General features: G+C 60.5%; 15 protein-coding genes. 7 read left to right on the forward strand and 8 right to left on the reverse strand.

Annotated features, from left to right (window positions below):
- Positions 1 to 13: 13 nt before the first annotated feature.
- The 6 genes from AB4O23_RS08800 to AB4O23_RS08825 are packed head-to-tail and all read right to left on the reverse strand — an operon-like array spanning position 14 to position 2,944.
- Positions 14 to 355, reverse strand: a complete 342-nt coding sequence (locus tag AB4O23_RS08800) for a HopJ type III effector protein (RefSeq protein ID WP_017531118.1) — start codon at positions 353 to 355, stop codon at positions 14 to 16.
- The gene (locus tag AB4O23_RS08805; protein ID WP_017531117.1) at positions 348 to 644 is read right to left on the reverse strand and encodes a DUF1244 domain-containing protein; all 297 of its coding nucleotides are present in this window, start codon (positions 642 to 644) and stop codon (positions 348 to 350) included. The genes AB4O23_RS08800 and AB4O23_RS08805 overlap by 8 nt, the downstream gene beginning before the upstream one ends.
- A 16-nt stretch (positions 645 to 660) precedes the next feature.
- Positions 661 to 1,032, reverse strand: coding sequence for a dihydroneopterin triphosphate 2'-epimerase (gene folX / locus AB4O23_RS08810; RefSeq protein ID WP_003176029.1), 372 nt, complete (start codon positions 1,030 to 1,032; stop codon positions 661 to 663).
- A gap of 2 nt (positions 1,033 to 1,034) precedes the next feature.
- Complete coding sequence (gene folE, locus AB4O23_RS08815) at positions 1,035 to 1,595, reverse strand: GTP cyclohydrolase I FolE (RefSeq protein WP_065876568.1); 561 nt, start codon at positions 1,593 to 1,595, stop codon at positions 1,035 to 1,037.
- A 20-nt stretch (positions 1,596 to 1,615) separates the two neighbouring features.
- Positions 1,616 to 2,326: a dihydromonapterin reductase gene (gene folM / locus AB4O23_RS08820; RefSeq protein WP_065876567.1), complete on the reverse strand. Its 711-nt coding sequence runs from the start codon at positions 2,324 to 2,326 to the stop codon at positions 1,616 to 1,618.
- Positions 2,327 to 2,383: 57 nt separating this feature from the next.
- A complete protein-coding gene (locus AB4O23_RS08825) occupies positions 2,384 to 2,944 on the reverse strand; it encodes an antibiotic biosynthesis monooxygenase (RefSeq protein ID WP_460062896.1) in 561 nt (186 codons plus the stop codon).
- A 227-nt stretch (positions 2,945 to 3,171) separates the two neighbouring features.
- On the opposite strand from AB4O23_RS08825, the gene AB4O23_RS08830 reads away from it, so the two are divergent.
- Positions 3,172 to 4,131 carry a MerR family transcriptional regulator gene (locus AB4O23_RS08830; protein ID WP_065876566.1) on the forward strand — a complete coding sequence of 320 codons (960 nt, stop codon included), beginning with the start codon at positions 3,172 to 3,174 and terminating at the stop codon, positions 4,129 to 4,131.
- Between the two features lie 2 nt (positions 4,132 to 4,133).
- On the opposite strand, the gene AB4O23_RS08835 is transcribed toward AB4O23_RS08830, so the two are convergent.
- Positions 4,134 to 4,739: a hypothetical protein gene (locus AB4O23_RS08835; protein WP_460062898.1), complete on the reverse strand. Its 606-nt coding sequence runs from the start codon at positions 4,737 to 4,739 to the stop codon at positions 4,134 to 4,136.
- Positions 4,740 to 4,798: 59 nt separating this feature from the next.
- Positions 4,799 to 5,266 (reverse strand): PAS domain-containing protein, encoded by a 468-nt coding sequence (locus AB4O23_RS08840; protein ID WP_017531111.1) that lies wholly within the window; start codon positions 5,264 to 5,266, stop codon positions 4,799 to 4,801.
- Between the two features lie 128 nt (positions 5,267 to 5,394).
- Here AB4O23_RS08840 and AB4O23_RS08845 point away from each other — a divergent pair, with 128 nt between their 5' ends.
- The 6 genes from AB4O23_RS08845 (at position 5,395) to AB4O23_RS08870 (ending at position 12,426) form a co-directional block, all read left to right on the forward strand.
- On the forward strand, positions 5,395 to 5,850 hold the full coding sequence (locus AB4O23_RS08845) for a flavodoxin (RefSeq protein ID WP_017531110.1): 456 nt from the start codon (positions 5,395 to 5,397) through the stop codon (positions 5,848 to 5,850).
- 200 nt (positions 5,851 to 6,050) lie between these two features.
- Complete coding sequence (locus AB4O23_RS08850; protein ID WP_017531109.1) at positions 6,051 to 6,833, forward strand: class II aldolase/adducin family protein; 783 nt, start codon at positions 6,051 to 6,053, stop codon at positions 6,831 to 6,833.
- Positions 6,833 to 7,735, forward strand: coding sequence for an alpha/beta fold hydrolase (locus AB4O23_RS08855; protein ID WP_065876564.1), 903 nt, complete (start codon positions 6,833 to 6,835; stop codon positions 7,733 to 7,735). Before AB4O23_RS08850 ends, AB4O23_RS08855 begins: the two co-directional genes overlap by 1 nt.
- Before the next feature lie 118 nt (positions 7,736 to 7,853).
- Complete coding sequence (locus AB4O23_RS08860) at positions 7,854 to 8,765, forward strand: SDR family oxidoreductase (RefSeq protein ID WP_017531107.1); 912 nt, start codon at positions 7,854 to 7,856, stop codon at positions 8,763 to 8,765.
- Positions 8,766 to 9,250: 485 nt separating this feature from the next.
- Positions 9,251 to 11,041 (forward strand): DUF1302 domain-containing protein, encoded by a 1,791-nt coding sequence (locus tag AB4O23_RS08865; RefSeq protein WP_065876562.1) that lies wholly within the window; start codon positions 9,251 to 9,253, stop codon positions 11,039 to 11,041.
- Between the two features lie 26 nt (positions 11,042 to 11,067).
- Entirely contained in the window at positions 11,068 to 12,426 is a 1,359-nt protein-coding gene (locus AB4O23_RS08870; RefSeq protein ID WP_017531105.1) for a DUF1329 domain-containing protein, read from the forward strand.
- The last annotated feature ends 102 nt before the right edge of the window (positions 12,427 to 12,528 follow it).

Raw genomic sequence — 12,528 nt, forward strand, 5'->3', positions numbered from 1 at the left:
GTTTGCGTCTGGCTTAGGGTTTGCGGATCAGAGGCTGTGCGGTGAATTTGACACCGGCCAGGCCATGCTCGATCAGCGCCCGAATATTGCCGTGATCGCTGCCCTCAGGCGTAGCCACCACCGAACGGTAATGCTCCCCAAACGCCAGCAACGCCTCCTGGTCACTCAACCCTTCCAGCAGCGCCAAACCCAGGGTCTTGCACGAACCTTCGTTCTGCCCGGCGGCGTTTTCCACGCCGCCGTTGGTGAAGGCTTGCGGCTGGTAGTCGTAGCCGGCAGCGACAAAGGCCAAGGTGTCGGCAAACGCGTGTTCGCCACTGTTGAGGCTTGCGCGCAGGGTGTTCAAATCAGTCATGGGTTTTTCCTTTGACGAACGCCGCGTGTTGCTCGGCGCTGGCTTCTTTCTGGTAGTGGGCTTTCCACTCGGCGTACGGCATGCCGTACACCACTTCACGGGCGTCATCGAGGCTGACGTCGATCTGGCGCTCATCGGCCTCGGCCTTGTACCACTTGGATAAGCAGTTGCGGCAGAAACCGGCGAGGTTCATCAGGTCTATGTTCTGCACATCCTTGCGGCTGTCCAGGTGCGCCACCAGCCTGCGGAAGGCTGCGGCTTCGAGTTCGAGGCGTTGTTGGTCGTTCATAAGGCTCACTTAACTATCAGCGGCTGGCCGCCAGAGTGATCGAAACCGACTCGGCAAAACGCAGCGCATGGGGCTTGTCCACTTCGACTTCGGCGTACAGGACCGATTCATTGCTCATCACCAGGTCCAGCAACTCCTGGGTCAGGCGCTCGAGCAGGGCAAAACGGTTGCCCTCCACGTGGGCGATGATTGCCTTGGTGATGGTGCGGTAGTTCAGGGCATGGTCGATGTCGTTGTCGCGCACGGCTTCCTGGGCGGCATACAGGATGGTCAGGTTGATCAGCACATCCTGCTTGTTGAGGATCTCGTCCTCATTGATGCCGATATAGGTGCGCAGGCACAGGTCCTTGACCCGGATGCGCGCCATGCCTGGTTGAAGTTGTGGCATTGCTACTTGCTCCGTCCAATCAGTTGCAGGAACTCCATGCGCGTGGTGTTCGACTCGCGGAAGGCGCCGAGCATCACCGAGGTGTTCATGGTTGAATTCTGTTTTTCCACACCGCGCATCATCATGCACATGTGCTTAGCCTCGATCACCACCGCCACACCGGCGGCCTGGGTCACGTCCTGGATGGCGTCGGCGATTTGCCGCGTGAGGTTTTCCTGGATCTGCAGGCGCCGGGCGAACATGTCGACGATGCGCGCCAGCTTTGACAGGCCCAGCACCTTGCCGGTTGGAATATAGGCCACGTGAGCCTTGCCGATAAAGGGCAGCAGGTGGTGTTCGCACAGCGAGTACAACTCGATGTCCTTGAGAATCACCATCTCGTCGTTGTCGGAGGCGAACAGTGCGCCGTTGACGATGGTTTCCAGGTTCTGCTCATAACCATGACACAGGTATTGCATGGCCTTGGCGGCGCGTTTGGGCGTATCGAGCAGGCCTTCGCGCTCCGGGTCTTCACCCAAGCCCTTGAGAATCTCACGGTAATGGTGGGGCAGGGATAAAGTCATACAACATCCTCACAAACGGCTTACTTGATATGCCGCCCGCCGTTGACGGTCAGGGTGGTACCGGTGACATAGGGATTGTCCAGCAGGTAACGCACGCTCTGGTAGATCACCTCGGGGCCGGGCTCGATGCCCAATGCCGACTTGGCCAGGACCTTGGCGCGGTAGGCCGCGTCGTCGTCCGCGTTGAACATCACCATCGCCGGGGCGATGCCGTTGACCTTGATCTGCGGCGCAAACTGCGCGGCAAATGACAGTGTCAGGCTGTTGAGCCCCGCCTTGGTGGCGCAATAGGCGATGTGCTGACGGCTGCCCTTGCGCACCACATCGTCGCTGATATGCACGATATCGGCAGGTGATGAGCGTTGCAGCAACGGTGAACAATGCAGGTTGATCAGGTAGGGCGCAAGCATGTGTACGCTGAACATGTCGCTGAACGCGCGACTTTCATCGCCTGGCGTTTCCGCGACCCAGGCCGAAGCGTTGTGGATGATCGCACGCAGGCTCTGGGTATGGGTGTTCAGTTCAGCAATAAACGCCAGGATCCCGGCCTCGCTGGAGAAATCGGCAAACACGCCGATCGCACCCCGTTCGCGCAGGGCCTGCACGCCGGGGCGTTCGCTGCGGTAGCTGAAAATCACCGACTGGCCCTCGTCCAGCAGGCGCTGGGCGCAATGTTGGCCGACGCGCTGGCCGGCGCCGGTGATCAGGATCGGGGCGTTCGTTGCAGTCATGGGAGGCTCGCGTCGCTGGCAGGCGCAAATCATACCAGCGACGGGCCGCCCCTGTACTCACGCCGCCGCTTCGGTGGCCTTGCGCGGTGCCGGCGCGGGATGCAGCCAGTTCGAAAGCAGGTGGGTCGACAGCGGAATGAACAGGTAAACCATCAGCGGTGTGAGCGCCAGCGTGCTGACCAGTACGCGCGGCAGCAGGGCCAATTCGTTGAGCAATGGCCCCAGTACAAAGTTGAACAGCAGCGACACCGGGAAAAACGCCAGCCAGATCGCCACGGCCTGCTTCCAGCGCGGCGGCCTTGAACCCACCGCACCGAACCAGCCATCGATGCCGCGCACGCGGTGCTCGGAGGGGTCGGCAAACAGCTCGCTGCCACGGCTCAGCCAGGCACTGCGGGACGCGGAAAACTCCCAGGCGTGCAGGGTCTTTTCGTCGGCGAAGCGGAAAATGATCTGGAACTCATCATCGTTGGGCGGTGGCGCGAGCACGCCTGAACCCAGGTAACCGGGGAAGTCCGTAGCCAGTTGCTCGCCTTCGCGCAGCCAAGCCATCAGTTCTTCGTAACGACCTTTGGCGACGCGGCGCGCAACCATCAAGGTGACGGGAGAGGTAGACATTGTGTATCTCCAAGTATTCGGGTGCGTTCAACCGGGTAGGTGGTGCACGGACGACGCTGCGGGGTGGTGCCGCGTCGTTGCTCTTTTCACCAGAGCAGACAGGCAAGAATTATTCCTGTTTTAGCGCAATAAATCAGCGACATTGGTCCGAAAAGCACAGAACTTGAAAAAGACAGGTGTAAAGGCGTTAAATAAGCGCCCAATATCCGTCGGTGTTTTGCTCTCAAATGCCCGTGATTACTGCTCCAATTGATAGTCTTTCGCATCTGGAACCGGTCGACGCCGACGCGTTGTTTCCAATCCGTGAAGTCTCGAGATTGACAGGCGTCAACCCGGTCACCCTGCGTGCCTGGGAGCGCCGTTATGGCCTGATCCAGCCCCTGCGCACCGAAAGCGGGCACCGTCTCTACTCCCAAGCCGATATCGTGACCGTCAATCGTATTCTCGATTGGATTGAGCGCGGGGTGGCGGTCAGCAAAGTGGGCAAAATTCTTGCCCGCGACGAGCAGCAGGCCGAAGCGGTTCGCGCTCAGCGGGGCGCCGTCGAAGAGTGCGAGTGGTCGCAGTGGCGGGCCCGCCTGCGGCAGGCCGTCAGTGCCTTTGATGATCGTCAACTGGAATGCCTGTATGGCCAGATCTGCGCGACATACCCCCTCAGCGTGGCATTCCAGGACATCCTGATGCCCCTCTGGAATGAACTGTTGCGTCATCAAGGCCGTTTCGGCCAGGCCAGTGAATGGCTGTTTTACGACTATTTCCTGCGTATCCATACCTTTGAGCGCTTGCACCTGGCGAGCGTGTCGCCTGCGCCTCGGGTATTGCTGGCGGCGATGCCCGGCGAGTGCCGTAAATTGGAGCTGCTGGTGGCGGCAATGCTGATGAGCGGGGAAGACCTGGCCGTGAAGGTGCTGGGCATGGGCCAGCCATTTGATGAGTTGACGCTGGTGTGTGAGAAGGCTCATCCGAAGGCGCTGGTGATGTTCTCCAACTATTCACATAACCACGAACTGGTCGGGCGCCTGAACCGTCTGGCGCAGACCCTGGACTGCCCGCTGTTCATCGCCGGGGCCGCTTCGGACCTGGCGGAACACGACCTCGCAGGGTCTTCCGTCGGTTGCCTGGGCAGTGAAGGGCGCTTGATGCAGCGCCGCTTGCAGCAGTTTCTGTATGGCAGCCTGGATACCTGAGGTCAGGCGTGCACGTGCGGGTGCATCAGGCGATGTTGATGCAGGATGAACTGGCGCAGGCGCTCGGTCTCGCCCCCATCAGTCTGGCTCAAGCGGTAGGCAAGCAGGTCACGGGCGGTTTCCCGCTCCAGCGCGCCACGCAACGCGATGCGTTCGTAGCCGGACGGGCTGAACCATAGTGAAAAGGTCCTGGGTGGTTTGATCCGGCCGCGAATTTCCACCAGCACCCCCTTGAACGACACTTCATGCACCCAAAGCGCGCCAGGAGTACCCCTGACGTTCTCCAATGCCACCGGTTCCTCAAGTGCCATGCGCCACGGCCGGATCATCGGCCCGTCTTCGAAAATGCTCGGTACCCCCAAGCGCAGATGCACCGCATTGAACTCATCTTCGACCAGATGCAGAGGGAAGGTCAGTTGCTGGTTGTCGAACTGCGCCTGGATGGTGACCTGGTCGTGGGCCGCCAGTCGGGTGAGCAAGTCGCGAATTTGTGCGCCTCCATTGACGGTCAGGCTCGACGAAGCCTCATGCAGGTTCAGTTGCGGGTTGTGCTGCATGCTCTGGATGAAATCCAATTCGTCTTGGGTCAAGAGTGCGTTGCGTGGCATCGCGGTTGCTCAATAGAAGGGCATTAAAGTGCCATTATCCTACCGAATGGCTGCGGATTCTAAATTTTGTTAGATCCGCTCGTCGCCTTGAGCGCGGCCAGCTCGGCCTTGACCCCCGCCAGTTCGCTTTCCAACTGGGTAACACGCTGCTGGGCCTTGACCTGGAGCGTGACGTCCTTTTGTACGCCGACAAAATAGGTTTGTTTATCGGCCTCGTTATACACCGTTGAAAGTGACAGCTCATTCCAGAAATGGCTGCCGTCCTTGCGGTAATTACGCAGGATCTCCCGGCACGCACCGCCGTCTTCCAAGGCCTCTCGAATCGCCATCAGGGCCGGCTGATCGCGATCGCCCGATTGCAGGAAACGGCAATCCTGATAGAGGATTTCATCCAGCGTGTAGCCCGTCAGCCGTTCGAAGGCCGGGTTAACGTAGATCAGCGGCTTGTCCTTGCCTTCGCGTTCGGCGACCACGATGCCGTCGTTGGAAGCGTTGACGATCATTTGCATCAGCTTGGCGTTGATCATTAGGCGATCCATGGCTGAGTGAGGAGTGAGACAGTTTATGGCAACTTCACAATCTTGCACGGCGTGCCGCGAAATTTTTGCACCGCTGTTAATATCCCAGCCTTTCGCTCAACTACAGGATCAGATTGATGAAAGTCGCCATCCTTTCCGGCTCGGTGTACGGCACGGCTGAAGAAGTCGCCCGCCACGCCGCAGGCATCCTCAATAACGCCGGTTTTGAAGTCTTGCACAACCCGCGCGCTACCCTGGCCGAGGTGCAGGCCTTTGCCCCGCAGGCCTTCCTTGCAGTGACGTCGACCACCGGCATGGGCGAATTGCCCGACAACCTGCAACCGCTGTACTCGACCATTCGCGATCAGTTGCCCGCCGCCTGGCGTGGCCTGCCCGGCGCGGTGATCGGCCTGGGCGATGCGAGCTACGGCGATACCTTCTGTGGCGGCGGCGAACAGATGCGCGAGTTGTTCGGTGAGTTGGGTGTACATGAAGTGCTGCCGATGTTGCGCCTGGACGCCAGCGAAAGCGTCACCCCGGAAGCCGACGCCGAGCCTTGGCTGGCCGAATTGGTTAGCGCACTGCGCAATTGAACGGGCTTTGCCGACGGTGCGCGGCAGTTTTATTGACGGCGTCTCTTTGACGCCGTTTAAACAAAATTAAACTATCCTCACAGCTGACTCGCTCGGTCATCAAGCTGGCTGCGAAGGCAACTCCTTCGGCCAGGGCGTCTGACTAGACTGGCCCATCACTTAAAAAAACAATAAGAACGTGCGCCAAGGAGGTCATTGCCGTGAGCCTAGCCCCGGTTGTATCGCCGCAGAATGTCAAAGACCAGGTCAGCGCTGCCGAATGGCAAACCCGTGTCGACCTGGCGGCCTGCTACCGCCTGGTGGCGCTGCATGGCTGGGATGATTTGATCTTCACCCATATCTCGGCCAAGGTGCCGGGCACCGATGATTTCCTGATCAACCCCTACGGGCTGATGTTCCACGAGATCACCGCGTCGAGCCTGGTCAAAGTCGACCAGGCCGGCAACAAGCTGATGGACAGCCCCTACGAGATCAACCCGGCGGGCTACACCATCCACAGCGCCATCCATGAAGTGCGTCACGACGTGACCTGCGTGCTGCACACCCACACCGCCGCCGGTGTTGCGGTGGCCGCGCAAAAGCAAGGTGTGTTGCCGATCAGCCAGCAATCGATCTTCGTGCTGTCGAGCCTGGCCTATCACGCCTATGAGGGTGTGGCGCTGAATCACGAAGAGAAGGCGCGCCTGCAAGCCGACCTGGGCGACAAGCATTTCCTGATGCTGCACAACCATGGGCTGCTGACCTGCGCCAACACCATCGCCGACACCTTCCTGATGATGTTTACCTTCCAGCGTGCCTGCGATATCCAGGTGCTGGCGCAAAACGGCGGCGCGGAACTGATCGCCATCGGCCCGCAGATTCTGGCGGGCGCCAAGGCCATGGTGGCGGCGGTCACCAAGAGTGCTCAAGGTATGGGGGGCGCGCTGGCCTGGCCGGCGTTGCTACGTAAATTGGATGCTCAAGACCCTGGGTATAGAAGCTGATGCCACTCGCCGAGATCCCCCTCAGAGCCTGGCGCAAGCGCAGCCAGAGTTTCGATTTTCGCGGCCACACCCTCCGCTATTGGGTGGCGGGGCAGGGCGAACCCTTGCTGTTGATCCATGGCTTCCCCACGGCCAGTTGGGACTGGCATTACCTGTGGCAGCCCCTGACCCAGCACAACCTGGTCATTGCGTGTGACATGCTCGGCTTCGGCGATTCGGCCAAGCCGCTCGATCACGGCTACTGCCTGTTGGAGCAGGCGGATGTGCAACAAGCCCTGCTCGAACACCTGCGGGTTGAGCAGCCGGTGCATGTGCTGGCCCATGACTACGGGGACAGCGTCGCCCAGGAACTGTTGGCTCGCCATTCCGAGGGCCGGTTCCGGATGGCCAGTTGCGTGTTTCTCAACGGCGGGTTGTTCCCGGAAACCCATCGCCCGGCGTTGGTACAAAAGCTCTTGCTCAGCCCATTGGGCTGGATGATCGGTCGAGCCTTCGGGCGCAATGCCCTGGCGAACAGCTTCAACGAGATTTTCGGCCCCGATACCCGCCCCAGCGAAAGCGCCCTGGACGACTTCTGGAGCCTGATCGACGGCAATGACGGCACGCGCATCCTGCACAAATTGATTGCCTACATCCCTCAGCGTCGGCGCCTGCGTGAGCGCTGGGTTACGGCGATGCAGCAGGGTGAGGTGCCGCTGAAGCTGATCAACGGCGAGCTCGACCCCATCTCCGGTGTTCATATGCTGGAGCGTTACCACCAGTTGGTGCCCCACGCCGACACGGTGTTGCTCGCCAATATCGGCCACTACCCGCAGATCGAGGCGCCGGTGCAGGTGCTCAAGCACTACCTGGCGTTTCGTGAGCGCATCCGGCAGGTTGAGTCGCGAGTGGCTTATTCCTGAGCCGCAGGATCATCCCCCAGCCTTATCGAGCACCATTCAGCCCTGGCCGTTTTTATTGTGACCAGAGACGCTGTGCCTGACACTCCACCCATTGCCATTGTCGCCATTGGAGTTCGGTATGAGTGAGTCAGTGCAGTTCCAGGATAAGGTCGTGATCGTCACCGGTGCCGGCGGCGGCTTGGGCCGGGCCCATGCGCTGTTGTTCGCCAGGCACGGGGCCAAGGTACTGGTCAACGATCTGGGTGGTTCTACCCAGGGCGAAGGCGCCAATGCGTCGGCGGCTGATCGGGTGGTGGCGCAAATCCGCGCGGCGGGCGGTATCGCCGAGGCCAACCATGACTCTGTCACCGACGGTGACAAGATCGTGCAGCACGCACTGGACGCCTTCGGCCGCATCGATGTGGTGGTCAACAATGCCGGCATCCTGCGCGACAAAACCTTCCACAAAATGGACGACGCCGACTGGGACCTGGTTTACCGCGTGCATGTCGAAGGCGCCTACAAAGTCACCCGCGCCGCCTGGCCCCATCTGCGTGAGCAAGGGTATGGCCGGGTGATCTTCACCGCGTCCACTTCGGGCATCTACGGCAACTTTGGCCAGTCCAACTACGGCATGGCCAAGCTTGGCCTGTATGGCCTGACCCGCACCCTGGCGCTGGAAGGGCGCAAGAACAATATCCTGGTCAATGCCATCGCCCCCACCGGCGGCACGCGCATGACCGAAGGCCTGATCCCGCCGCAGGTATTCGAGCGCCTCAAGCCGGAGCTGGTCAGCCCGCTGGTGGTGTACCTGGGCAGCGAGGCGTGCCAGGAAACCTCGGGTCTATTCGAAGTGGGCGGCGGCTGGGTTGGCAAGACCCGCTGGGAGCGCAGCCTGGGTGTGGGTTTTGACCCCGAGGCCGGTTTTTCGCCCGATGACGTGGCGGCGCACTGGCAGCAGATCTGCGATTTCGAAGGCGCAGCCCATCCTCAAGACAACATCGAGGCGTTGAAGGAGATGATGGCCAACCTGCAGAAATACAGCCTGTGATCGTTGCTTGAATACCCTTGAATATGACGGGGCGCCATGGGCGCCCCGTTTTTTATTCCAGGCATAAAAAAGGCCGCTGCAAACGCAGCGGCCGAAGTAAGACGTTGGATCAAGGAGCGACAAATCAACGTCAGTGAACACCGGTAACAGATTGAAAACAGGCACCAATCCATTTGAACATGGCTTTTCTTCCGGTGGCGGAAGCGGGCGGTTTGCCCTGAAAGCCCGGCAAGAATAGCCGTTGGTAACACAATGAGTAATAGCGCTTCGGAACAAGGACTGTTACCGATACGGCAACAGTTGCCCTGGGCGCCATCCATCCCCCTGATAAGCCACCATCCACCCGATCCATGCCGTCGCCAAGACCCCAGCCAGAGCGCCCGGTAATCCTTTTGAGCGACAACGCGAATCCCTCCTTGGTGCGCTTATCGCTCCCGATGCGCGGCAGTAGGGTGGAGCCTTCTGTCACTCACCGGGGAAGACGCATGACAAAAACAACAATGCGCGCCATCTTCACGCCACAGGCGCTGGCCGCTGCGGTTGCCTTGGGTTGCTGTGCCCAGGCTCAGGCTGTTTCGTTCAATATTGGCGAGATCGAAGGGCAATTCGATTCGTCGTTGTCGGTGGGTGCGAGTTGGGGCATGCGCGATGCCGACAAGAGCCTGGTCGGCACCGTCAACGGCGGTACGGGGCAAGCGTCCACCGGGGATGACGGGCGGCTCAATTTCAAGAAGGGCGAAACCTTCTCCAAGATCTTCAAGGGCCTGCACGACCTTGAGCTCAAATACGGCGACACCGGTGTGTTCGTTCGCGGCAAGTACTGGTACGACTTTGAACTCAAGGACGAAGACCGCGAGTTCAAACAGATCAGCGACCACAACCGCAAGGAAGGCGCCAAATCCAGCGGCGCGCAGATCCTCGATGCGTTCGTCTACCACAACTACTCCCTGGGCGACCTGCCGGGCACCGTGCGCGCCGGTAAGCAAGTGGTCAGTTGGGGCGAAAGTACCTTCATCGGCAACTCCATCAACAGCATCAACCCCATTGACGTGTCGGCCTTCCGTCGGCCCGGTGCCGAGATCAAGGAAGGCCTGATCCCGGTGAACATGCTATTCGCGTCCCAGAGCCTGACCAGCCAGCTGACCGTGGAGGGTTTCTACCAGTTGGAGTGGGACCAGACCGTGCTGGATAACTGCGGCACGTTCTTCGGTGGGGATGTGGCGGCGGATGGTTGCACGGGTAACTACACGGTGGGCAGCCCGGCGATTGCACCGTTGCAACCCGTGGCCGCGCGCTTTGGCCAAGGCTTTGGGGTAACCAATGAAGGGGTGATCGTACGCCGCGCCGGCGACCGTGATGCTCGCGATTCCGGTCAATTTGGCGCCGCCCTGCGGTGGTTGGGGGACGACACCGAGTACGGTTTGTACTTTATGAACTACCACAGCCGGACGCCGACTGTGGGGACAATTACCAACAACTCCAACGCGACGACGATGGACGCCATCCGCGACCTTTCCAACCTGTTGCGGCCGAATACGGGAGATAGCCTGGTCACCAGCACGATGCTCGGCCGTGGCCAGTACTACCTTGAATATCCGGAAGATATCCGCCTGTTTGGGGCCAGTTTCTCCACCACCCTGCCCACCGGCACTGCGTGGACCGGTGAGATCAGCTATCGCCCGAATGCCCCGGTGCAGTTGAATACCACCGACCTGACCCTGGCCCTGATCAACCCGACGTCCGGTCAACTCGCTTCGCCCATCCGCAGCAATTTCGGCAGCGACAACAAAGGCTATCGCCGCAAGGAAATCACCCAGATCCAAAGCTCCCTGACTCAGTTCTTCGACCAGGTGCTGGGCGCCGAACGCCTGACGCTGGTGGGCGAAGCGGCCGTGGTACACGTGGCCGGGCTGGAAGATAAATCCAAACTGCGTTACGGCCGTGATTCGGTGTACGGCGCCTATGGTTTCCAGGGCGACACCGACGGTTTCGTCACTTCCACCTCGTGGGGCTACCGCGCGCGGGCGATCCTGGACTACAACAACGCGATTGCCGGGGTGAACCTCAAGCCCAACCTGTCCTGGTCCCATGACGTGGCCGGTTACGGTCCCAACGGTCTGTTCAATAAAGGCGCCAAGGCCATCAGCGTCGGCGTGGATGCGGACTACCGCAGCACCTACACCGCCAGCCTCAGCTACACCGATTTCTTCGGTGGCGACTACAACACCCTGACCGACCGTGACTTCCTCGCCCTCAGTTTCGGCGTGAACTTCTGATCTGGCTTAAAGAAGGACAAGAACCTATGCGTAAGACAATTGCAGTATTGGCCCTGAGTCTGTTGGCCGCCCACGTGATGGCGGCGGTGTCGCCGGAAGAAGCCGCCAAGCTGGGCACCACCCTGACCCCGGTCGGTGCCGAAAAGGCCGGCAACGCCGACGGCTCGATCCCGGCCTGGACCGGCGGCATCCCGAAAAACGCCGGCGCGGTGGACAGCAAAGGTTTCCTTGCCGACCCATTCGCCAGCGAAAAACCGCTGTTCGTGATCACCGCCGCCACCGTCGACAAGTACAAAGACAAGCTCTCCGACGGCCAGGTGGCGATGTTCAAGCGCTACCCCGAGACCTACAAGATCCCGGTGTACCCCAGCCACCGTACGGTCAACCTGCCGGCGGATATCTACGAGTCGATCAAGCGCAGCGCGCTGAACGTCAAGGCGATCAATGACGGTAACGGCCTCGAAAACTTCACCGGCAACCGTTACTACGCATTCCCGATTCCGAAGAACGGCGTGGAGGTGCTGTGGAACCACATCACCCGTTACCACGGCGGTAACCTGCGCCGCATCATTACCCAGGCCACCCCGCAGACCAACGGCAGCTACACGCCGATCCGCTTCGAAGAAGAAGTGGCGGTGCCGCAAGCGATCCCGGATATCGATCAGGCCAAGGCGGCCAACGTGCTCAGCTATTTCAAGCAATCGGTCACCGCCCCTGCGCGCCTGGCGGGCAACGTGCTGTTGGTGCATGAAACCCTCGACCAAGTGAAGGAGCCACGCCTGGCCTGGATCTACAACGCCGGCCAGCGTCGCGTGCGACGTGCGCCGCAAGTGTCCTACGACGGCCCGGGCACCGCCTCCGACGGCCTGCGCACCACCGACAACTTCGACATGTTCTCCGGCGCGCCCGACCGCTATGACTGGAAGCTGGTGGGCAAAAAAGAGATGTACATCCCCTACAACAGCTACAAGCTCGACTCGCCCTCGCTCAAGTACGACGACATCATCAAGGCCGGGCACATCAACCAGGACCTGACCCGCTACGAACTGCACCGGGTATGGGAAGTGGTCGGTACGGTCAAGCCCAGCGAGCGGCATATCTATGCCAAGCGCCACATGTACATCGACGAAGACAGCTGGCAAGTCGCGCTGGTGGATCACTACGACGGCCGCGGCCAACTGTGGCGGGTTGCCGAAGGCCATGCGCAGTTCTACTACGACCACCAGGTGCCGGCCTACACGGTGGAAACCCTGTATGACCTGATCGCCGGGCGCTACATCGCGCTGGGCATGAAAAACGAGGAGAAAAGCAGCTTCGTGTTCGGCTTCGCGGCCAAGGCGGCGGACTACACCCCGGCGGCCTTGCGGGCTGAGGGCGTGCGCTGATCCCGGATCGAAGTGGAGGCAAAATCTGGGAGGGGGCTTGCTGCCCCCTCCCACACTGGTTTTGTACACATGGGGTTCTATGCATGGCCCTCAATCACCCCG

The sequence above is a fragment of the Pseudomonas sp. H2_A10 genome (assembly GCF_054680085.1).